Raw genomic sequence first — 21,713 nt, forward strand, 5'->3', positions numbered from 1 at the left:
CGGGGCACTGCGAGCTCAATCATCTAGTCGACGGCCGTGCACCTACCGTCACGGCAGAATTTGCCGTCAAGGACACCTGATCACCCCACTGGTGCTCCGGTTCCATCGGGGTGCGCACTGCGGTAAACGGTGGTGTCTGGAAGAATCCGTAGGCATGGTTGCGGCATACAAGGGACTCGTTATTTGGGATGTTGATGGCACTTTGATTCCTGCGGACTTGCGTTGGCTGCGCAGGGCCGTCGCACGGACATACGGTCTCGAGGAGTCTGAAGTGGTTTTCCCTCCTGCACGCGTCCACGGCTATACCGACGAGTCCATAGTTATTGATACTGCAATCGCGTCTGGAATTTCCGCTGCATTGGCAGAAAGCGGACTAGAAAGATTCAGTGTCGAGTTGGTAGATGTCATGTCCCGCGGAGAGGACGAACTTGCACGGGACCAGCCTGCATATCCTGGCGCGGCCGACACTATCGCCGCCCTGGCAGAAAGTGGGTTCGTACAGACCGCGCTGACTGGAAATTTGCGCGTCGCTGCGGAATTCAAACTTAGAGTGGCAGGCCTGGATCCTCACCTCGATCTGAATATCGGCGGCTTTGGTTCAGATGCTCGAGACAGATTTGAACTGCCTGCCGTCGTGTCCGGTCGATTCTTCGAAAAATATGGAGAAGCAGTTGACCCCACGCGAACGATCATCATCGGTGATGCACCCAACGATATAGCAACCGCACGACACGCTGGATTTAGAGTCATTGCTGTCACTCACAGAGTAACGCGCGCCGAATTGTCGCAACACTCGCCTGATTCGATCATTGATTGGCTAGACCCCGATACGACGGTACAGGCCATCGAGTCGATAATCGGCACCATCAGCAGGAACTGAGACTGCCGATCTTTTCCCTCATCGCCAGTACCGGCCGTTCATTCCGCCAGGGGGACATCCTCTCGATGGCTCGGTTCGCGCGCTCGATTCCGCGATGATTCCCCATCGCCGCCAGGGCGCCGTATGCGTCTCCAAGAATCCTGCAACCCTCTTCTAGCTCACCGGATAGCGTGTATGCGCTGGCGAGGTCAACGCGCGCGGCAAGTTCGACATTGGGGCTGTCGCCCATTTTGGTGTTCAAAGCTGAACTGAGAGCAGCGATCGCCCTCTTGGGCTCGTTGAGCAGGAGCTGACTAGTGCCTACATACACCTGAATTCGTGTCGTGTTCCAGTCGCTGAATAATCCTGTGCGGTCACCCTCGGAGATATATTCAGCGGCTCGTTGGGCGCGCATGAGCGCTTCTTCGCATTCTTCCCGCAGCTCGAGTACTGCGTATGCCTGTGCTTGCTCCGCGCCGATTCGGGCTCGTGCGGCGGGTGGTAGACAATCAGCGAACTCAGCGGCTTCCTTGAGAATCCGCAGTCCGATCACCACATCGCCATCCGAGCTGATCAACGTTGCAGCGTCGGACCGTAGATTGCTCTCAAATATTCGCGCAATTCCACTCATTGCCCTGTCTTGCAGCTGGTCTGCAAGCTTGCGGGCGAACGCGCAATGGGTCAGAGCCATCGACCTGTCGCCTACGGCGCTCCAAACGCGGCTTGCGACAACAGAAGTCTCCCCTAGGAGAGCTCCGACCTGCTGTTTGACACGCTCATTTGTGGCAGCGCGGAACAGTGTGGCAACAGCGTCCCGATGCGCTTCTATTGGCCCTATCAGTGCATCGGGCGCAATACTCTGCCGCTGACCGGCGAGGAGATTCGTGACTGCGGTGAAGCTGTCGATTGTCGCCTCCGACACCGAGCGCGACCGGAGAAATGACGTGGCCAACTCAGCATCAAACGCCCGATCGAGATCCAGTTCAGCAGCCACCACAGCCGTCGACTGAACCGCAGCCGCCGGGCCGCGTTCGGACGCCGCCACCAACTCGGTCGATATTCGCCGAGATCGGTGACGTCTGTCGGGCGCTTCGGCGCGCATCGAGACCAGTTCGCCGTTCGCGCCGACTGCTGTGTCTATCGCCGCAACCAATTCCGCCGAAGGAAGGCTGGCATCCTCCCATTCACACATGGACACGTACTGGCGTGTGTAACCGATCTGGGCGGCCAACTTGCGCTGGCTGAGGCCCGCCCCGAGGCGCCGCCGCTTGATTTCACGCGCCAAACGGTTCGCGATGGCCGCCGGTTGCCGGTCCGGTTCGGTCAGACCTGTCACCAATGCCCCTCCACGTTTGGATCGATTTACGTACCCCACGGGTATGGCAAATCTCGTTCCCGCGAGTTGCCACCTTTCTGATCAGTGTAGGCAGCCAGTTTCCTGAGAGCTGAGCAATAGGACGAGCTGACAGGTACCGAGCGGAGACCGAACGATGGCAACCAGAGCCCGAGGTGGCAAATCCTCGGCTGACGCGTCACCGACACGTGGAGGTCGGACGAGCCAGGCAACGCCGCGACTCCGTGCAGTACGCCGGGAACCACCGGCCAGCCCTACGCCCAATGCTCCAAGCCTCCCGGCGGCGGGTCGACTTCGATGTCCTCGCCGCCGGGAGAAATCAAATGCCTCACTACAGATTTCAGGCATTCCAGTCATTGCCCATCGGCACCTTCCGCACCGTCGCAACCAGGCACCTCGCTGGCCTCGACGAGACCCCATCAGCCGGAGTCCGAGCCGAACGGCCTAGAGCTAACAGCGCCAGCCAACGTCTCCATTGTCGACCGAACCGCACCGCAATCGGGCCTCGAAATGAGCTCCGCCGGAACAATATACAAGTTTCCGTATATCCGAATCCGGATCATCGATATCCCATCACCGCAGGCATTCGGCGGCTCCTACCGTCACTGCAAGCATCCGGTTCGGGATGGTGCCGGTCCCATCCCGGCGCACTGATCTGCAAAGAGTGTTGAACAGCCGCGATTTCTCGGTTCCGGTGCTCACCAGACGCATTGCGTTGAGACGCCGACTGGATCGCAAACAGTCGTAGAGAAGGACACGCTCCATGGCCACTACGGCCCCTCCACCGCCCACGCACCGTGTCACCCTGTCGGCCTCGGCGGGAGGAACGGTCAGACAGCAATCCGGACCGAGCGGCCTGGACGGTCCTTTCTTCGCGCTGCATTCGCGGGCGTTTGCGCGCGATCCGCACCGCTTCTACGCCGAAATGCGCCGCCACCATCCGGATTTCGCCCGGGTCGAGTTGGCACCGGGTGTCATGGCGACGTTGGTGATCGGGTGGGGTCGTGGGGTGCAGATCCTGCACGACTCGGATCGCTTTCGGGCCGATCCGAGTAGGTGGCAGGCCACGATGGACCCGGAGTGCCCGGTCCTGCCGATGATGGGAGACAGGGACAACGCGTTGCGTAGCGACGGGTACGACCATCTCAGGTACCGCAAGGCCACCAACGCCGCGCTGAAAGCGGTGAACCTGCACGAATTGCACAAAACCGTCGCCAAACACGGCAGCACGCTCATCGATGCGGTCGCAGCCAACGGCGAGATGGACCTGGTCGCGGACTACGCGGGCCCGCTGGCGTTCAGAACGATCAACGAGATAATGGGCTGCCCGCCGGATATCGGTGCTGAGCTTGCCGCGGGCTTCGCGATGATGTTCGAGGCTGTCCCCGACCCCCAGCGGGTCGACGCGATCCTCGATGCCGCGCTGGGTGCGCTGATCGACCTCAAACGTGCCAAGCCGGGTAGTGACGTCACGACCAGGCTGATTCAGCACGCGGGCGATATGAGCGAGCAGGAAATACGTGAGCAGGTCTTGACCATGTATGCGGCGGGTATCGAGCCCTTCCAACACTTGGTGGCCAACACCGGCTGGTTGGTCGTGACCGATCCGCGTTTCGGTGGAGAGGTCGTGAGTGGCGCGTGCACGACCAAAAACGCTCTGGACGAGGTCTTGTCCCGTGATTCGCCGCTGGCCAATCTGTGTGTCCGGTATCCCCGTCATCCGGTCCACGTCGATGGTGTCATCTTGCCTGCGGACCAGCCGGTGCTCATCAGCATGGCGGCCTGCAACACCGACCCCCGCGTCACCCGTCCCCCCGATGCCACCGGCTACATCGACTACTCCCGCAACGTCTCGCATCTGTCGTTCTCGACGGGCGACCATGACTGCCCGGCCCGCGACATCGCCTATCAATGCGCCGCCGACGCTATCGACGAGTTGTTCGATCACTTGCCCGATCTCCGACTCGCCTGCCGCCCCGAGCAATTGGTGTGGCGGTCTGGGCCTTTCCATCGCGCGCTCAAGGCCCTTCCGGTCGTCTTCGATCCGCTGACCGCGCGGCGCGCCCGCCGCTGACCGTTCAACCGAACTGTTCTATCGCGCATTTTCTGATCGCCTTCCGCATTTGGAGTCCTGGTATGACCGATCTGCAATCCGTCCTCGAGCCGTACGTGCTCGATGCCACCGGTACCGATATTCGTGGTGAAGCCGCTCTGTTGCGTGAGCGTGGGCCGCTGGTCCCGGTCGTGTTGCCCGGCGGGATACGTGCCTGGGCGATTACCACTTCCGACCTGCTCAAGTCCTTGTTCGCCGACGAGCGGGTGTCCAAGGACAGCTACCGGCACTGGCCCGCTTTCCTCGCGGGCGAGGTCCCACCGGACTGGACGCTGATCACGTGGGTGTCGGTGCGCAACATGTTCACCGCCCACGGTGAAGACCACACGCGGCTACGCAAACTCGTCGGGCCCGCGTTCACCGCCCGCCGGGTCACCGCGCTGCAACCCCAGATCGACCGCATCGTCGGCGAACTGCTCGACGAGCTCGCCGAACACCCGTCGGGATCGGTGGTCGACCTGCGAGAGCAATACGCCGCCCAGGTGCCGTTGCGGGTGATCACCGAACTGATGGGAGTACCCGACCGTCTCCAACCACGCCTGCGGGTCTGCGTCGAGGAGATCTTCTCCACACTCCCGCAACGCGATCCGGCCCTCACCCTCACCGAGATGCTGGAGTTGCTGACCACCCTCGTGGCGCTACGCCGCGCCCAGCCCGGCGATGACATGACCAGCCTGCTCATCAACCACCGCGACGAAGGCGACCGGCTCAGCGAGGAAGAACTGGTCCACACCCTGCTGCTGGTCATCACCGCCGGATTCGAGACCACGGTCAACCTGCTCGACCAAGCCATCTACGAAGTCTCCACCCGCCCCGAACTCCGAGCCCAACTCCACGCGGGCACCGTCGAATGGCCGCGTCTGGTCGAGGAGACCCTGCGATTCGCGCCGCCGGTGGCGAATCTGCCGCTGCGCTACGCGATCACCGATATCGATGTCGACGTCGCGGGCCAGCAGATCAAAGCGGGCGATCCGATCATCGCCGCGATCGCCGCCGCCAACCGTCGTCGGCCCGGCACCACCGTCGACGAATTCGACCCCAGCAGGCCGAGCATCGAACACCTGAGCTTCGGCTACGGCCCGCACTACTGCCTCGGCGCCGGCCTGGCCTGCCTCGAAGCCACGACCGCGCTCCCCGCCCTGTTCACCAGATTCCCCCACCTCACACTCGCCGAGCCCCAAGACCTCGAAACCCTGAACAGCTTCATCAGCATCGGCCACCAACAACTACCAACCCACCTCACCCGCATCCCCACACCTGTGAAGGCGCAATAGTGCCACCACCAACACCCCCCACACCCAACATCGTCGCCAACGGCCACTCCGAGCTGTCGGCGGCGAGACCAACTGTGTACAGCAGGGAGGGGGTCTCCCTGCCACGGGCCCAGGCAACGATCGATCGGCTGATCGATGAATTCGGCACGGAATACACCGGGAAGCTCATCCTCGCACTCGAGGCCAGCAACAACGACGACCAGGCAGGATTTGCGCAAGGACTCGATCTCGCGCTCGCCGAGCTGATACGTGCAGGTCGGGGTAACGCCGAAAGCCGGTCGATAGCGATCGAGCACGTCAAGGCTGTGAATGCCGCTGTCGGCGAGGACTTCCAGGCGTACGTCGATGACGGCGGGGAAGCAGCGGAGCGCCGCCAACCGGATGAGACCGGATGAGCGGGGCACCACACAACGTTCGGATGCCTCTTCACCACAACAGATCCGGCCCGCGTTGTACGAAACTGGACACCCCGAAAGGGCACGGTACCTGGATGGGATCGGTGCCCTCACCGTCAGAGCGACACACCGACGTGGCCCGGGTCGCGGCGTACTCGCCCCGATACAGATGCGCGCTGGTCAGCAGCCGCGATTCGCGTCGGGGGTCACCGCGCTTTCGCGGTCCCGGTGTGGAAGGTGAGACCAGATGAGCCGATATGCGATGTCGGCCAGGGCAAGGGCCGAAGCGCTCACCGCACATGATCCCCTTCGCCCTCACTGCGGGCGGGTGCACGATTACCTGCTCGGCGCCGGTAAGGATTCCTACGAGGTCGACCAGCTTCTCGGTGCACGCCTGGTCAAGGAGGCCCCCGCTTTCCAGCTGGGCGCGCGAGCGGCCCGAATGTTTCTGCTGCGCGCGGTGCACGATCTGGCGGCCGAATTCGGGATCTTCCAGTTCGTCGAGCTCGGTGCCGGATATCCGTGCGCACCGAATCTGCACGAGATCGCGGGCAGGGTGCTTCCTGGCGCACGCACCGTGTACGTGGACAGCGATGCGGTCGTGGCCGCGCACGGGCGCGCCCTACTCGCGGGCTCTTGCGCCGAGTTCGTGCACGCGGATCTGACCGATACCGACACGATCGTACGAGAGATCAGCGCGACGGTGGACCTCATCGAGCCGGTGGCGATTTGCCTCGGGTTCGTCGCCGAGTTCATCGCCGACCCCCGTGCGGTGATCGACGCGGTCACCGCAATCCTTCCGCCCGGGTCGTATGTGGTGATGAGCCACATCACCGACGACGTGGAAACCAAGATGGTCCACGAAGCGCGCGATATCTACCGCCATGGCGGGATCGCGTTGTGGCCTCGCTCAGCGGAGGAGATCGCCGGACTCGTGTCCGGCTTCGACCTGATACGGCCCGGATTGGTCCCCGTGCACCGCTGGCGTCCGAATGTGGAGCGAGCCGGGGTGGCCGGGGCGGGCTTCGGCTGGGATCCGGCGGTCAGTGAGTTCTGTTTGGCCGCAGTGGGGAGGCTGCGATGACTTCCGTGCATATTCGCGGTCGGTGCCAGCAGGCTCGAGGTGGCCGCCGTGATTCCGCTCGAGACAGGAGCTGGCGGTGATCATCTGGCTGAACGGTCCCTACGGCGTAGGAAAGTCGACCAGCGCCGACGCTTTGGCCGATTTCGATGCTACGTGGCATCGGTTCGAGCCGGAAAAGGTCGGTTTTCTGGTCCTGTCGCAGTTGCAGGATTTCGGATACGACGACTTTCAGCATCTGCCAGCCTGGCGGACGCTCACACCGATGGTCGCCGATGTGATCGCCCGGGAGGCCAGTCAGCACCTGGTGATAGCGCAGACCGTGCTGGTGCGGCAGTACTGGCACGAGATCGCTGAGGGCTTTCGCATTCTCGGTCATCCGGTGCTTCATGTCCTCTTGGAGGCTTCGCCCGACACAGTGCGACGACGGATCTGTGGAGACGACCTACTGCACCGCGCGGCCGGCTGGCGCCTGGAACACATGCCCAGCTACATCGAGGCCCGTCGAGAGTGGATGGCGGCCGAGGCCGAACTGATCGTGGACACCTCCGATCTGAGCCCGCGTCGAGTCGCTGAGAAAGTCGCGGCCGCGGCTCGCGACCGGCTAGTCCAGGCGAGGAGGTGAGTGGATGTCGCCACCATCAAGCGGGCCCGACAAGGTCATGGCGGAAGCTCATCGGTATCGCACGATTTGCTTTCTGGACTGCGTTGTCTTGCAGGAAAGCCTCGACATTGTGCTGCGCCGGTGGTCGACCATCGGCGGGGTGTTCATGCCAGAGGAGGTGGGGCAAAAGGTACACGATCAGCTCGTCGAGCCCGGTCCTGTGATCGTTGTCGACGATATTGGTTGGATCATGCTGACCGGTCCGGTCTCGCCTGATCTGCGGGCACGTTGGCGCCCGGAACTGACCGCGACGAAGGCCCGCATCATCATGCCCGACGCGGTTGTCGCCCTCCCCGGCCCACGCCGAACAGACAGGCGCTGGCTGATTCCACCATGGGCTGGATTCCGACCACTGCCGGAGCAAGTGCTCGCCGAGATCGGCCGGATCGAGTTACCCACCGCCGATGTGGACCTCGCGCGAACCTCCCGGCCTGGGGAGGTGGATACACAGGATACGTAGCAGTAATTCCCAATTCGGGGCATTCGTGCACGCCAAGCTGCACGGCACCGATCAATTGTCATGGAGTATCCAAATGTATTGCACTACAACAGCTTTCAAGTTGACATCTCCCGTTGGAGTAGCCGACAATCTGCGCGTGATCCGCCGCCTGTTCCACGGACGGAGCGGTCGGGAGCGTGGTCGGTTGAGCGTCGACCTGACCTCATTCGGCTAGGTATTTGCGTGCGGTAGCGGTCTCGTAGTGTCGCGAGCATCCGAGTTGGACCAGTGAACTGGGGAAAGAGGACTATGAGCGTTCATCGGCAGGGCATCGAATTGTTGCAGCGCGTGATATTCCCTCGGCCTGGAGAGCCGTTGGATGTGCGGGCGCTGTACCAGGTGGAGGCGGAATCGAATCCCGGGCGGGCGCACGCACTCAGCCGGACTTCGGTTCTGGTGTCGGCGGAGTCGGAAGTGTCGTTCGAGACGTACTTCAATGCCTTCGCCGCGGCGTACTGGCGCCGGTGGTCGGTGCTGCCGTCGGTGGTCGTGCGAGTCGAGGTGCGCGGTGCCTGCCGAGTCGATGTGTACCGGTCCAAGGCCGACGGTTCGCGGATAGCGGTGCTCGGGGATTTCGTCACGCCGGACGAGTCCGGGAAAGGTGTCTTCGAGGCCGAGATCGATCTGGCACCGTTCGAGGACGGGGGCTGGATCTGGTTCGATCTGACTACCGAGACCGAGGTGACGGTGCTGTCGGCGGGCTGGTACTCGCCGATCGACCCACCTGACGGGATGCAGACCCGGCGCGTCGCTGTCGGAATGCCGACATTCAACCGACCCGCCGACGCAGTGGCGACGCTGATGGCGTTGTCGAGTGACCCGCAGGTCGCCGAGGTGATCGATGTGGTGCTGGTGCCCGACCAGGGCGACAGGCTCGTCAGCAGGGAACCAGGATTCGATGTGGCGGCCGAAGCGCTCGGTGACAAGTTGCGCATCTTTCGCCAACCCAACCTCGGTGGATCCGGGGGATACGGGCGAATCATGTACGAGGCGATCGAGAACACCGACAGTCCGTTCATCCTCTACATGGACGACGACATCATGATCGAGCCGGATTCGATCCTGCGAGCGCTGGCGTTTGGCCGCTATGCGCGCAATCCGATCATCGTCGGTGGTCAGATGTTGAATTTGCAGGAGCGCAGTCACCTGCATTCGATGGGCGAGGTCGTCGACCGGGGTCGGTTTATGTGGACCTCAGCGCCGAATTCCGAGTACGACCACGACTTCGCCCGCTATCCGCTGCGGGATCGAGACAACTCAGCGAATCTGCATCGCCGTGTGGATGTCGACTACAACGGGTGGTGGACGTGCCTGATCCCACGTGAGGTCGCTGAGCGGATCGGGCAGCCGCTGCCGTTCTTCCTCAAGTGGGAGGACGTGGAATACGGGTTGCGGGCGCGGGCGGCCGGGCATCGGACGGTGTCGGTTCCCGGTATCGCGGTGTGGCACATGGCTTGGAGCGACAAGGACGACGCCATCGACTGGCAGGCGTATTTCCATCTGCGCAATCGCTTGATCGTGGCGGCTTTGTATCACGACGGCCCGCACCGGCCCATCGTGGTCGATTCGATAAAGGCGTTGGTCAAGCATCTGATCTGTCTGGAGTATTCGACTGTTCACATCCAGATGGAAGCCATCCGTGACTTCCTGGCGGGCCCTGACCATCTGTGGGAGTTGCTGTCGGAGGCGCTGCCGAAGGTGCGGGGCATGCGACGCGATTTCCCGGACGCGATGGTCCTGGACTCGGCCGCTGATCTGCCGTCGCCGACGTCGGGCAGGGCCAAGGCCTTCGGCGTGACCGGGCCCCGAAATCCGCTGACGAAGATCGCGGCACTCGCCGAGATCGTCGGCCGCAACCTGTTCGCTGCTGATGATGCGAACCATGAAGCACCGCAAGCGAACTACACCCCTGTCGAAGCTCGATGGTTCTCGCTGGGCCGGGTCGACGGCGCCACGGTGACCACTGCCGACGGTCGTGGCGTGGTGTTTCGCAAACGCGACCGGGCGAAGGCGGCGGCGCTGTTGCGGCAGTCGCTGGCGCTGCATCGTGAGCTCGACGCGCGATTCCCCGAGTTGCAGACGGCCTATCGCGCAGCCCATTCCGGCATGACCTCGCGGTCGGAGTGGAAGCGCCTGTTCGATGCGCACTCAGTCCCTGATCAACCACCGGAATAGCTACGACCTGGCCGACGGAGATCCACTCGCTGCGGTTCGGTGAAGCATGAAACCTGTTGGAGGTAAATGATGTTGGCTGTTGGAAAGCAGCAATACACCGACAGCGCCGATGACGGTCTGGCGTTCACCGAACCGATCATGGTCGGGCGACCGAACCTACCGCAGTTAGATGTTCTGACCGCCCTCATCCGGGAGGCGCTCGACAACGGATGGCTGAGCAATCAGGGTCCGCTGCTGCGCCGTCTCGAACACGAGCTGGGTGCGGTACTCGGCGCCGCCCATGTGATCGCGGTCGTCAATGCGACGACCGCGATCCAGCTGGTTGCCAAGGCGTGCGAACTCGCTGGCGAGGTCGTGGTTCCCTCGTTCACGTTTCCGGCCACCGCGCAGGCTTTCACCTGGATTGGGTTGACCCCGGTGTTCGCCGACATCGAGCTGAACAGTGCGACGGTGACCGCGGCGACGGTGGAGCCTTTGATCACCGACCGCACCTCGGCGATCTGCGCGGTGGCTACATGGGGGAACGTCGGTCCGCTCGAGGAATTGAGCGCACTGGCCAGCGACTACGGCATTCCGTTGATCCTCGACTCTGCGCAAGCGCTCGGCGTCACCTATCACGGCAGGCAGGTCGGGACGTTCGGTACGGCGGAGGTCATCAGTTTGCACGCGACGAAGATCGTCAGTGCCTGCGAGGGTGGCTTGGTCGTCACCAATGACGACGCGATCGCCGAGCGCGTGCGAGCGATGCGCAGTTTCGGTACCAACCCGTCAGGAAAGTTCACAACGGTCGGCACCAACGCGAAGATGCACGAGATTTCCGCCGCGATGGCGCTGGCGGTGCTGCCGAGTCTGGGCCCTGTCATCGCCGCGAACCGGCGCAAGCACACGCTCTACCGGGAGTACCTGACTGGTGTGTCCGGGGTCGTGGTTCGCGAGCCCAGCGACGGCACCGCCAGCAACTACCACTACGTCGTCATCGAGGTGGACTCCGCCGTTGCGGGGATTGGCCGCGACGAACTGTGCGAGCGTCTGGCCGCCCGAAACATCCATACCAAGCCCTACTTCGCGCCGGGATGCCACGCGCTGGAGCCTTATCGCACGGAATCGGCCATCCATTCGCCGAAGCCGCTGCCGAACACCGAATCGCTCGCGGCGCGCGTGCTGTGCTTGCCTACCGGCCCCGCGGTCACCGATACCGATGTCGCGTCAGTCGCACACACCATCGCCAGCATCGTGGCTTTGGCTGGCAGGGCCGCATGATCACCGTTGACGTCGCCGTGATCGGGCCCGGGATCATCGGCGCTTGCGCGGCTTGGCATCTGGCCCAAGCAGGATGTCGGGTGGCGGTGCTGGGGGACCAGCGCGCGGGGACCGCGACTTCCGCCGCGGTCGGCATGCTCACCCCTACCTGCGAATGGGAGACCTACGAACCCCGTGAATGGCTGTCCTTCCTGCGGGAAGCGGCCAACTATTATCCCGATTTTCTTCGTCGCATCGGGCTCGAAGACACCGACTTTCGCGCCGCCGCAGGGTTCCGGGAACTGGACTTCTACGTGCTCGACTTCCACGAGCGCGCCCCCGCGCTGGCCGGATACGCCGAGCTGGCACGCTCGCTGGACAGCGATTGCGACTACCTCGCACCGCAGGACCCGGCATTGCGTCGTATCGGTATCGATACCGCGCTGATCCGTGGAGCCATGCACGTGCGCGGTGAAGCGGTCGTCGACCCACGACGTCTGGCCCCGCTGGTCTACGACGCGCTCGGACGCACCGGTCGAGTCGACGTCATTCCCACAGCGGTGGTCGGGGTCGATTCCACCTCGACCGAGACCATCCGGTTGCGGTGTGCGGACGATGTGGTGCTCGACTGCGACCGGGTACTGATCGCCGCAGGCGCCTGGAGTGCTGAAGTCGCCGATCTGTTCGGTCTCGATGTACCGGTGTTCCCGGTGCGCGGGCAGATCATCGAACTGGCCGGGCCGCCCGGCCTGCTGCAAGACGTGCTGTATCTCCCGGTCGGCGCTTGCGGATGTCTGCTGGAACGTGCTGCGGGACAATATATCTGCGGCACCAGCGAGGAATACCGCGCGGGGACCGCCGAGAACACCGTCGAGGTGGTCTCGACCATCCTGGACCGGGTACGCAGGACATTCCCGATGGCGGGCCGATGGTCGGTGAGTGACATGTGGGCAGGGTTCCGGCCCCAGACCGCTGATCGCTTACCGCTGATCGGTGCCAGCCGGGATCCGCGGATCTCGATTGCTACCGGACATTTCCGCAACGGCATCCTCGCAGGGCCTCTCACCGGCCGCGTGATCGCCGACCACATCACCGGCACAAGTCATTTCGACCTCGCCCTGTACTGCCCGACGCGAGCGCTGTCGGATCCTATTTCGGTGGCGGCACGGTTCTGAGCAGGGGAGATGATGATGACTCAACGATGCGCGAGTCCGGACGAGGACAGCGCCGTGCAGACATGGACTTGGCAGCACGCGACCCGATGCCACCAATGGCGTGAGCATCGGCGCCTGCCGACTGAGGGAGCAAGCACCGGCATCACCCTGGATGGATGGGATCAGCGACGCATGATCACTGTCCACGACGCGGCCGACACTCAGCAGGTCGACCGACGATGGATGCGGCTGCTACGTGAGGATCTGGCGAGCCTGCCCCCCGCGTTCGACGGCGTAGTTCCCGCCGATTTGGCCCTGGTCGAGACGGCCGCCGGGGCTGTGCCTATGTTCCTTCCGCAGCGCCGCACCCTGTATGTGCCTCGAACGCTCGCCGAACTGCTTCCTCTTCCGCTGTTGACCGACGCGGGCACGTTCACCCGGAGCCGATTCGCCTCCTCGGCGTGGGTGCTGCTGGATTCGCTGTACTTACAACCGCAGGAGCCGATTCCGGTCTTCCTGCACGACTCACACTTCATCCGGCACGGCGCCGAGGACCGCTCACGACCTGCGCCCGACCGAAGGGGAAACCACCCTCATGCATGACCTTCTGAACCGCTTCGACAGATCGACGATCCCGTCTTTCGCTGGCCTGGCGGAACTGCCCGCCGTCGAAGTCGATTCATTCACCGCGATCTCGGCGGAGGCCCGCGCGCAGATCGTGTCGCGCTATCAGCGGCATGGGATCTGCCTCATCGCGGCCAAGAATCGAACGGTCACCGACGACTCGATCAACGCGGTGGCCGCCGCGCTCGCGCTCGGACCAACCTTCACGCCGTCGCTGTATCGCGGCACCGCTGCCATGAGCGACGGAATAGCACGTATGTGCGCTGACAACCGAACTGCCCAGATGGCACACCCGTCATTCGACTCGACCAAGGGGCAGCCTCTTCATAGCGATGGAACTCTGGAATCCATTGGCGAAGTAAAGACTTCGCTGCTGTTGTGCGTCCAGCCTGCTCACAGCGGTGGCACCACGTTCTTCGTCAACACCACCGCGATCTTCGCCGAGCTGGCCGATTCGGACCCGGCGGCCGCGGCCGCGCTGATGCACCCACATGCCCTGGTGCGGGTGTCGAACCTGCCGGGCGCGGCGCGCTCTGTCAGCATCGGCCCAGGACTCAGCACAGTCGACGGAGATCTGCTCACGCGGCTGTCGTTGACACCTACCGACAGCTGGCAGATCCCAGACGACGAGGACGGTTTGGCGTTGATGCGGGCACTCGCGACGATGATCCGCGGTCGTCGCGAGCGCGATCCGAGGTACTACGTCGAATTCAGCCTCGAACAGGGGATGGGCGTGCTGTTCGCCAACGATCGCCTCGGGCACGGCCGCCACGACTACACCAATTCCGACACCCGCACCCGACGCATGATCCGCGGCCTGTTCACCACCAGACCGTCCAACGCGGCAGTCGGCGCCCTCACCGGTCGGCAGGAGACACACCGATGACGACATCCACAAACCCGTGGCCCACGATTCCCGACGACGAGGCCAGCCCGTTCCACTACGCCTCGCTTTCCGGCTGCGCCGCGCTGTTCACCACCCACCAGCACCTGACCACCGAGGCCCTGCCGCGATCGCTGGCACCTGCGGTTCTGAGCGGTAGAACCTATCTGGCAGTGGCATATCAGCGGTATCACGCGAGCTACCCCACCGGTGACGCCGTGATCAACGAGCTGGAGCTGAGCATCCTCGCTGTTCCTGCCGAGCGGTCTCTCCGTGTGCCGATCGATGTTCACGACTTTCTGCGCGGGAACGATCAAGCCAAGCAGATCGGGTTCTTCCCCCTGCATGTGGCGTGCGATCATGACGCCGCGATCTCCCCGGGCATCGAGATTTTCGGAGAACCGAAATTCAAGGCGCGCTTCGACATCGAAACGCCAAGTTGGAATACCCATCGCCAGCGCGGATGGTCGATAGCCATCACCGATGCCGACGGTAGCGATCCGATACTGGCCCTGTCGCTACCCGCGATCGTCGGCGGCGATGCGGCCGCGCTGTCGCCAATCACTACCTACAGCCTCCGCGAGGGGCATTTGATCGGCAGCCGCTGGCAGATCAACAACCCCACCGTGGCCTCTCAGTCCCGCGATATCTCCCGATGCCGACTGAAGGTGCACGACACCGACCATGAAATGGCTCGCCGGGCGGCCGCGCTCATCAGCGGTGCGGTGCCGGTGGCGATGTGGCAACACCTCACCCAGCCGGTGGCGACCCGTTTTCGTCCCTTCTATGTCGATCCTGTGGTGATGACCTGATGAATACGAAAGACAGGACCGCACTGGTATACGCGACTTTCGACGGGATTACTTCCGCGCACAGCGGCATCGGCACCCAGACCAAAGCCTTCCTTCACGAGATAGCAGTCAACCGAGCGATACTCGACCGCCACGACATCGCGAGGGTCTTCGCGGCCTACCCTGCAACGTGTCCGACCGCGACCGGGTACGAGTTCGACGAGCACGCCCACTCGGTGGCAACAGGGCTACTCGAACAATCCGATGCCCATGGCTGGCCGTTGGACTGGCATGCCGAGGAATTCTGGTCCGAATCTGCCTGGCATCAGATGTGTCGAGCGCTAGCCGCGCGGATCGAGTCGATCGCCGACCTCTACGACCGGGTCATCGTGCTCGCCGTCGACGCGGTATACCTACGGCTGTCTGCGCACCTGGTCAGGCTCGGGTCACATATCCAGCTCGTCCACCTCTGGTACAGCTCGGTGCTGGTCACCGGCATGACTCCCAATCCCGACCGGCTCGCGGCCGAGCGATGGTGCATCGAACAAGTCAACTCCAGACATGCAGTGCACATCGCCGACGTCGGGGAATTCTTCACCGCTCACCTGCGCCGAGATTTCGGGCTCAGCGCCGAGCCGCTGCGGTTCCCGCACTCACTCAGTCTCACCAGCCCTGACTACACACCACTGTCCTCACCTCAAGTCGATGCCGTGTTGGCCGAGCACCGGATTCCCCGTGACCTGCCGATCATCGCGTTCGCCGGTCGGGTCGATCCGGTCAAAGGCCTCGACATCCTCATCGATGAACTGCAACATGTCGATCGACCGTTTCGTCTGGTGGCCCTCACCTCACCGAATCACCGTCACGACCCGAACATGACCGCGATCACCCGCCGCCTCGCCGAAATCGACTACGCCCACACCCTGATCCCGCACTTCGATCGCCAGCTGTATCGCGCCCTGTCCTGCTGTGGGGATGTCACCGCGATCGTGTGCCCCTCGCGCGGAGAACCCATTGGTGCGGTTCCGCAGGAAACCGCACTGCTGGCAGCAAATGGGGGGCCGATAGTGATCGCATCGGACCGAGATGGGCTCGCCGAGCAGATCCGGCACACCCGGACCGGGCTGCTGTTCGATCCGGATCGCCCCGGCGCGCTTGCCGCAGAAATCACGACAGCGCTGGACATGTCGACAAAGGTATCCGCACGGATTCGCGCGGGCGCCGCCCGCAAGGTCCGGGCCGAACGGTGCATGGGAAGCAGTCTGGATCAACTCCTCACCGAGCTGGCCCAGGGCACACCGCAGTCAAACCGAATCGACCATACGGCGTCGAAAACGACCAGCTAGACGACGTCTTTCTCTTCAGATTGCCGCCTTCATCTCTGGTAGCCTCCCCTCCGGTCAGGGGCGGCAGCAGTGACCCATTCAGGTGTCTTCGGGGCCGGTCGACGACAAACGCAACGATCCAAGGCGGATGATGAACCAACCGACAGCACACGGCCACGAACGCATCGCCATCGCCGCAGCGCCTGACCACGGGCCCACCACGACTCTGGTAGCCCGGCATCGCGCCGCGGGCAGGCTGGTGTTGCAGCGAGGAGTGTTCACCGGCCCCTCGACCAACATCAGCGACGGGCTGTACGCCGCAGTCAAGGGCAGCGCGGCGCGCCAGCGATTCGCGGTAAAACTCTCCGCAGGCGCCAAGCTGCACACCAATACCTACTTCGGCCGGTTCGCGGCCAGCTACTGGCAGCGCTGGACCACCGTCGACGAGATCGAGGTATCAGCGTGCTTGGAAGTGAGCAACCAGGCGCGTGTGCGACTGCTCGCCTCCGATATCGCCGGGCACCCCCGCATCATCGACTCTCACACCCTCGACGCCCCCGGCCACAATCCCGGTGAACATCCCGCACCACAGACGATCACGATGCGCGCACGACTCAATCAATTCCTCGACGGCGGTGCCCTGTGGATCGAGGTCGACGCCATTGGCGGCACGGTCGCCCTGTCCGATGTCGCGTGGACCGCACCCGCACCGGCCCGGCAACGATCCCTTTCGATCGTGACCTGCACCTGCAACCGCGCTGACGACTGCGCCACCACAGTCGCGGCACTGGCCTCCGATGCCGCCGTGCTGGAACTGATCGACACCATCTACGTCGCCGACCAAGGCACCGACCTGGTCAGCAGTCGACCACTGTTCATCCAGACCGCAGACCAGCTCGGCACCAAACTGAACTACATCCGCCAACCCAACCTCGGCGGATCCGCAGGCTTCACCCGCGGACTGTACGAAGCCTCGGCCCTCCACGAGCACGGCGACGTGATCATCATGGACGACGACATCCTGTGCGAACCGGAAACGATGCTGCGCGTCAGCGCCTTCGCGCACTTCACCACACAGCCCACCCTCGTCGGTGCCCAGATGCTGTACCTGCTCAACCCCGACTACCTCAACGTCGGTGCCGAAGAAGTGCACCTGAACAAGCTGGCGCACGGCCGCAAAGCGCCCAAAGCACTGAGCAACACCAACATGCTGAAGAAGAACCAGGAACGCCGCGTAGACGCTACATACAACGCCTGGTGGACCTGCCTCGTGCCGATCGAGGTCGTCAAACAGATCGGACTGCCGCTGCCGTTCTTCTTCCAATGGGAAGACGTCGAATACGGCCTGCGTGCCCGAGCAGCAGGGTTCCCCACTGTCACCCTCGCCAACGCCGGAGTCTGGCATCACGACTTCTACTGGAAAGACTTCGACGACTGGGCACGCTACTTCAGCAGCCGCAATTCGCTCATCGTCGGTGTACTGCACACCGAACTCGACCCGAAAACCATCTCGCGCATACTGTTCCGCCGCATCGCCGAATACCTCGTCGCCATGAACTATGGCCTGGCCCACACCACGCTCCAGGGCATCGAAGACTTCCTGCGCGGCCCGCGAATCCTGGACGACGGCGGCGCCCAGGCGTTGCAGGACTCCCGATCCACCCGCACCGCCTACCCCGAAACCATCAAACAACCTGCCGCGTCCCCGGCCGCAATCCGACCGGCTGACATCCGCATTCGTCGAGCAGGCGGCGAACCTTCGCGACCACTGCTGATCCTCCTCAAGCGGGCCTTCGACCAGTGGTTCGGCCGCACCGAACACGGTGTCATCGGTGTGACCCGCGAAGACGCTCATTGGTGGCACATCTCGCGTTTCGACCACGCTGTAGTGACCGACGCATCCCAATCGGGGGTACGAGTACGCCAGCGCGACAAGGCGCAGGCGACGAAACTGCTCAAACGTACGGTGCGCACCCTGCGCCAGCTCCGAAAAGAACTGCCTCGCCTGCAACAGCAATACCGCGACGCGGCGCCACAACTGACAAGCCGCGAGAACTGGGCACGTTTGTACGGACTCACGGATACGGACTGATCCGAGTTCCGTGGGTGATTGATCTGGCGACAGAGGTGGGAGTATCAGCGTCGCTGATGGGAAACCATCGGCGCAGCCTCCTAGTTCATGCGCGGCACGCGGTATGTGGCGGTGCTGACACTCACCAGTCGGCACTCACGGACGTCGAAATCCAGTACGAGCATCCATTTCAGGACAGATGTTCGTTAGAGAACATTCGGTGCGGAAAGGCGCTAATGTTCGGTACCTGACCGACTGCCCGCAGCGGGTTGGGTCGGTGGTGGATGGGCGACGGGTGCGGGCCGCCGATCAAACCCCTGCCTAAGTAGCATATCCGCAGATCAGCGGTATCGCACCCCGAAGTTTCGGCGGCAGTTGTGGCCACGATCGACCAAGCCGCGGCGGGACCGTCGGCGCGCTTCAATGGCGACGGCCACACGGTATCGGCTGATTTGAGATGTCTGCGCTTGGATGGGTGGTTTGCCAGTCTTGCCGGTGTTCGGTGGCGTTCGGTTCCGGGCGCAGAATCTGTCGTGTCGTCGCTGGTCGAGGCGGGGTGCTGTTCGGTTGGCCAACGGTGGTGCGGCCGAACGGGGAGGGCGCTGATCGTAGTAATCATGACCTTCGAAATCCTGGCCTGGATAGGCGCTTTCGTTCTCATCGCTCAGTCCGCGACCGGGATCCCGGTGGCCTTGACCGGGCTGGTCCGCGCGTGCGGGCAGCTGCTCGAGGCGATCCGCGCACTCCGTGACCGCGACCAGCGGCAATGACGACCCGACACCGTGATGGCGGCCGCGCTGCTCCTGGCGGGCCGGCCGATCCTGAACGCACGCCACCAGGCCACGGTGGTGGCAATACTGTTGCCTACGTGCACGCCCCGCCCGGCCAGCGCGGAGCTCGATACGAGGACAGGGGAATGGTGATCGAGATGGCGGCGGTGGTGACACCGCAGGATCTACGGGCCGCGCTCAAAGCGCTGTTCGCCCGTGAGGGCTTGAGCTACGACACCGTCGTCGCCCGCGTCGACGACGCGGGCGGGCACCTGGGCAAGACGACGTTGAGCAATCTGATGACCGGTGTCACCGGGCTGCCGCGCTGGGAGACGGTGCAGCGGATCGTCACCGCGTGCCGGGTGTCGGGCGCCGAGTTGGAGGCATGGAAGCGGGCGTATCGACGCGCGAGCGAGGAAGGCGTCGGGCAGCCGCTGACCGCGGACCTGGATCCGTTCGATCTCGGCGTGCACAAGGCGATCACCACCGACGAGGGCCAGCGCGGCACGCTCACCCACTACGTGCCGCGGCCGCACGACGGCGCGCTCGCCGAGATCGTCGCGGCGGCCGACGCGGGCGACAGCCGGTTCGTGGTGCTGTTGGGGGACTCCTCGACAGGCAAGACCCGGGCCTTGTGGGAAGCCCTGGCGCCGTTGCGGGAGCGGGGTGGGTGGCGGTTGTGGCATCCCCGGACCCCCAACCGCCGCACCGCGCTCGACGACGTGGACCGGGTTCGGCCACGAGCAGTCGTGTGGCTCAACGAAACCCAGGAATACCTCGGCGGGGACAACCGGCCCGGCGACGAAGACGCCGCGGCCGCGCTGCGGGAACTGCTCACCGACCGCCGGCGTGCTCCGGTGCTGGTGGTCGGCACGCTGTGGCGCGCCTTCTACACCGCGCTGTGCCGCCCGCACGCCTCCCAGGTTCGTGATCTGCTGGAGAATTCAGCGACCACTACGGTCATCCAGGTACCGGTGTCGTTCACCGACGCGGCCCCCGACTCCCTGGCTGCTGCCGAGTTCGATGCGCGGTTCGCGTTCGCGCGGGAGCGGGCCGAGGACGGCCGGATCACCCAGTACCTGGCCGGAGCGCCGGAACTGCTGCGCCGCTACGAGCGTGAATTCTCCACCGCTGCACGGGCGATCGTGCAGGTCGCCATGGACGCTCGCCGGATGGGGCACCGCAACGCCCTCCCGCACGGGCTGCTCGCCGACGCCGCTCACGCCTACATGACCGGCCTGGAATGGAACACCGTGGCCGCGGACGGTGACTGGCTCGAGAAGGCCCTCGCCGAGGCCGCGCGCCCCTGCAAGGGCGCCGACGGGGCATTGGCCCGCATCATCGACCCACCGATCACCCCTCGGACGCGCGCCGCGCAGGCTGGTGCGCGTAGCGGACCGACTTACCTATTGGCCGACTACCTCTACCAACGGTCGCGCACCGCACGCGCCGACGTCATTCCGCCGATCGCGTTCTGGACAGCCCTCACCAGTCACGCCCACGTCCAAGACCGCACCAGGCTCGGAAATGCCGCCTGTGGGCGTGGGTTGTATCGCGACGCCGCCCAAATGTGGGCGGATGCCATCGCAGATGGAGATCCCTCCAGTGCTCTCGACCTGGTCAGATTGATGAGCAGGCTTCATCCGAACGATCGACGACCAGCCGATTGGGTCATCGAACGGGTGGCTGACGACGAAAATACTGTCTCGTCTCTCCTATATGTATTTCGGGAGGCCGGCTTCCACGATCTGGCCAGTGTGCTCGCCGAGCGAGCGGTCCTCATCGCCAACATCGACCGACCAGGCAGCGTCGCCTGGCTGCTGGAGGCGCTGCGGGAGGCCGACTTCCACGATCTGGCCCGCATGTTCGCCACGCAAGCCGTCCTCATCGCCAACATCGACCGACCAGGCAGCGTCGCCTGGCTGCTGGAGGCGCTGCGGGAGGCCGGTTTCCACGATCTGGCCCGTGTGCTCGCCGAGCGAGCCGTCCCCACCACCACCATCGACCAGCCGGTCAGCGTCGCCTGGCTGGTGCATGCGTTGCGGAGGGCCGATCTGCACGATCTCACCCCTGGGTTGGTGCAGCGGGCCATGCCCGCCATCACCATCGGCACCCGCTCCGAGTTCAGGGAAGCACTGGCGGCGCTGCTCGAGTTGGGACGACCTGACCTCGAGAAAACACTGAGTAACCAGCTCCGGGCCCCCGTACAAATCGATCTCTTAATGACACCCCCTGCTGGGGAGTACCGGTTCGGGCGTGAGTCCGACGGTGCCGCAGCCGGAGAATGGACCTGGGACGATCTAGTCGTTCTCTAGCGAATCGAGACCTGCTCCGAATTCACTCCCTCGTCGCCGCATGGAACGAGGGCCAAGAGGTCCGGGCGATCTACGCCGCCGTGCGACGCTCGGCGACTTGCAGCCTTTGTCCACCTATTACCCTCTG

General features: G+C 63.9%; 18 protein-coding genes and 1 pseudogene. 17 read left to right on the plus strand and 2 right to left on the minus strand.

From position 1 onward, the window contains the following. Nucleotides 1-154: 154 nt before the first annotated feature. Complete coding sequence (locus OG225_RS42905; protein WP_331761116.1) at nucleotides 155-880, plus strand: HAD family hydrolase; 726 nt, start codon at nucleotides 155-157, stop codon at nucleotides 878-880. Here OG225_RS42905 and OG225_RS42910 read toward each other — a convergent pair. Next, nucleotides 867-2,195, minus strand: a complete 1,329-nt coding sequence (locus OG225_RS42910) for a helix-turn-helix transcriptional regulator (RefSeq protein WP_331761271.1) — start codon at nucleotides 2,193-2,195, stop codon at nucleotides 867-869. The genes OG225_RS42905 and OG225_RS42910 overlap by 14 nt on opposite strands. A 781-nt stretch (nucleotides 2,196-2,976) precedes the next feature. Here OG225_RS42910 and OG225_RS42915 point away from each other — a divergent pair. From OG225_RS42915 to OG225_RS42990, 16 genes and pseudogenes are all read left to right on the plus strand, one after another. Beyond that, nucleotides 2,977-4,287, plus strand: a complete 1,311-nt coding sequence (locus tag OG225_RS42915) for a cytochrome P450 (protein ID WP_331761118.1) — start codon at nucleotides 2,977-2,979, stop codon at nucleotides 4,285-4,287. Nucleotides 4,288-4,349: 62 nt separating this feature from the next. Further along, entirely contained in the window at nucleotides 4,350-5,600 is a 1,251-nt protein-coding gene (locus tag OG225_RS42920) for a cytochrome P450 (protein WP_331761120.1), read from the plus strand. Continuing rightward, complete coding sequence (locus tag OG225_RS42925) at nucleotides 5,600-5,995, plus strand: hypothetical protein (protein WP_331761122.1); 396 nt, start codon at nucleotides 5,600-5,602, stop codon at nucleotides 5,993-5,995. Before OG225_RS42920 ends, OG225_RS42925 begins: the two co-directional genes overlap by 1 nt. Before the next feature lie 247 nt (nucleotides 5,996-6,242). Continuing rightward, the gene (locus tag OG225_RS42930) at nucleotides 6,243-7,079 is read left to right on the plus strand and encodes an SAM-dependent methyltransferase (RefSeq protein ID WP_405183697.1); all 837 of its coding nucleotides are present in this window, start codon (nucleotides 6,243-6,245) and stop codon (nucleotides 7,077-7,079) included. 76 nt (nucleotides 7,080-7,155) lie between these two features. Beyond that, on the plus strand, nucleotides 7,156-7,701 hold the full coding sequence (locus OG225_RS42935; RefSeq protein ID WP_331761126.1) for an AAA family ATPase: 546 nt from the start codon (nucleotides 7,156-7,158) through the stop codon (nucleotides 7,699-7,701). 4 nt (nucleotides 7,702-7,705) lie between these two features. Beyond that, nucleotides 7,706-8,200, plus strand: a complete 495-nt coding sequence (locus tag OG225_RS42940) for a hypothetical protein (protein ID WP_331761127.1) — start codon at nucleotides 7,706-7,708, stop codon at nucleotides 8,198-8,200. A gap of 288 nt (nucleotides 8,201-8,488) precedes the next feature. Beyond that, nucleotides 8,489-10,414: a glycosyltransferase gene (locus OG225_RS42945; RefSeq protein WP_331761130.1), complete on the plus strand. Its 1,926-nt coding sequence runs from the start codon at nucleotides 8,489-8,491 to the stop codon at nucleotides 10,412-10,414. A gap of 138 nt (nucleotides 10,415-10,552) precedes the next feature. After that, the gene (locus OG225_RS42950) at nucleotides 10,553-11,674 is read left to right on the plus strand and encodes a DegT/DnrJ/EryC1/StrS family aminotransferase (protein ID WP_405183698.1); all 1,122 of its coding nucleotides are present in this window, start codon (nucleotides 10,553-10,555) and stop codon (nucleotides 11,672-11,674) included. Continuing rightward, on the plus strand, nucleotides 11,671-12,828 hold the full coding sequence (locus tag OG225_RS42955; protein WP_331761135.1) for an FAD-dependent oxidoreductase: 1,158 nt from the start codon (nucleotides 11,671-11,673) through the stop codon (nucleotides 12,826-12,828). Before OG225_RS42950 ends, OG225_RS42955 begins: the two co-directional genes overlap by 4 nt. A gap of 171 nt (nucleotides 12,829-12,999) precedes the next feature. Continuing rightward, nucleotides 13,000-13,410: a hypothetical protein gene (locus OG225_RS42960; RefSeq protein WP_331761136.1), complete on the plus strand. Its 411-nt coding sequence runs from the start codon at nucleotides 13,000-13,002 to the stop codon at nucleotides 13,408-13,410. Further along, nucleotides 13,403-14,317: a TauD/TfdA family dioxygenase gene (locus OG225_RS42965; protein WP_331761137.1), complete on the plus strand. Its 915-nt coding sequence runs from the start codon at nucleotides 13,403-13,405 to the stop codon at nucleotides 14,315-14,317. Before OG225_RS42960 ends, OG225_RS42965 begins: the two co-directional genes overlap by 8 nt. Beyond that, nucleotides 14,314-15,126 (plus strand): hypothetical protein, encoded by an 813-nt coding sequence (locus OG225_RS42970; RefSeq protein WP_331761138.1) that lies wholly within the window; start codon nucleotides 14,314-14,316, stop codon nucleotides 15,124-15,126. The genes OG225_RS42965 and OG225_RS42970 overlap by 4 nt, the downstream gene beginning before the upstream one ends. Further along, entirely contained in the window at nucleotides 15,126-16,451 is a 1,326-nt protein-coding gene (locus OG225_RS42975) for a glycosyltransferase (protein WP_331761139.1), read from the plus strand. The genes OG225_RS42970 and OG225_RS42975 overlap by 1 nt, the downstream gene beginning before the upstream one ends. A 127-nt stretch (nucleotides 16,452-16,578) precedes the next feature. Then, nucleotides 16,579-18,522 carry a glycosyltransferase gene (locus OG225_RS42980; protein ID WP_331761140.1) on the plus strand — a complete coding sequence of 648 codons (1,944 nt, stop codon included), beginning with the start codon at nucleotides 16,579-16,581 and terminating at the stop codon, nucleotides 18,520-18,522. Between the two features lie 596 nt (nucleotides 18,523-19,118). Further along, on the plus strand, nucleotides 19,119-19,271 hold the full coding sequence (locus OG225_RS42985) for a hypothetical protein (protein ID WP_331761142.1): 153 nt from the start codon (nucleotides 19,119-19,121) through the stop codon (nucleotides 19,269-19,271). A 158-nt stretch (nucleotides 19,272-19,429) separates the two neighbouring features. Next, nucleotides 19,430-19,648: pseudogene (locus OG225_RS42990) on the plus strand (helix-turn-helix domain-containing protein); the annotation flags it as partial. Nucleotides 19,649-20,160: 512 nt separating this feature from the next. Here OG225_RS42990 and OG225_RS42995 read toward each other — a convergent pair. Further along, entirely contained in the window at nucleotides 20,161-20,343 is a 183-nt protein-coding gene (locus OG225_RS42995) for a hypothetical protein (RefSeq protein WP_405183715.1), read from the minus strand. Nucleotides 20,344-21,713 lie beyond the last annotated feature (1,370 nt).

Origin of the sequence: Nocardia sp. NBC_01377, from assembly GCF_045040005.1 — a bacterium.
In the GTDB taxonomy this organism is placed as follows: domain Bacteria; phylum Actinomycetota; class Actinomycetes; order Mycobacteriales; family Mycobacteriaceae; genus Nocardia; species Nocardia noduli.

Excerpts from the sequence above, each read along its gene's own strand:
- OG225_RS42905 (WP_331761116.1), top strand. The coding sequence starts at position 155 with ATGGTTGCGGCATACAAGGGACTCGTTATTTGGGATGTTGATGGCACT.
- OG225_RS42915 (WP_331761118.1), top strand. The coding sequence starts at position 2,977 with ATGGCCACTACGGCCCCTCCACCGCCCACGCACCGTGTCACCCTGTCG.
- OG225_RS42920 (WP_331761120.1), top strand. The coding sequence starts at position 4,350 with ATGACCGATCTGCAATCCGTCCTCGAGCCGTACGTGCTCGATGCCACC.
- OG225_RS42930 (WP_405183697.1), top strand. The coding sequence starts at position 6,243 with ATGAGCCGATATGCGATGTCGGCCAGGGCAAGGGCCGAAGCGCTCACC.
- OG225_RS42940 (WP_331761127.1), top strand. The coding sequence starts at position 7,706 with ATGTCGCCACCATCAAGCGGGCCCGACAAGGTCATGGCGGAAGCTCAT.
- OG225_RS42945 (WP_331761130.1), top strand. The coding sequence starts at position 8,489 with ATGAGCGTTCATCGGCAGGGCATCGAATTGTTGCAGCGCGTGATATTC.
- OG225_RS42950 (WP_405183698.1), top strand. The coding sequence starts at position 10,553 with ATGGTCGGGCGACCGAACCTACCGCAGTTAGATGTTCTGACCGCCCTC.
- OG225_RS42955 (WP_331761135.1), top strand. The coding sequence starts at position 11,671 with ATGATCACCGTTGACGTCGCCGTGATCGGGCCCGGGATCATCGGCGCT.
- OG225_RS42960 (WP_331761136.1), top strand. The coding sequence starts at position 13,000 with ATGATCACTGTCCACGACGCGGCCGACACTCAGCAGGTCGACCGACGA.
- OG225_RS42965 (WP_331761137.1), top strand. The coding sequence starts at position 13,403 with ATGCATGACCTTCTGAACCGCTTCGACAGATCGACGATCCCGTCTTTC.
- OG225_RS42970 (WP_331761138.1), top strand. The coding sequence starts at position 14,314 with ATGACGACATCCACAAACCCGTGGCCCACGATTCCCGACGACGAGGCC.
- OG225_RS42975 (WP_331761139.1), top strand. The coding sequence starts at position 15,126 with ATGAATACGAAAGACAGGACCGCACTGGTATACGCGACTTTCGACGGG.
- OG225_RS42980 (WP_331761140.1), top strand. The coding sequence starts at position 16,579 with ATGATGAACCAACCGACAGCACACGGCCACGAACGCATCGCCATCGCC.
- OG225_RS42985 (WP_331761142.1), top strand. The coding sequence starts at position 19,119 with ATGACCTTCGAAATCCTGGCCTGGATAGGCGCTTTCGTTCTCATCGCT.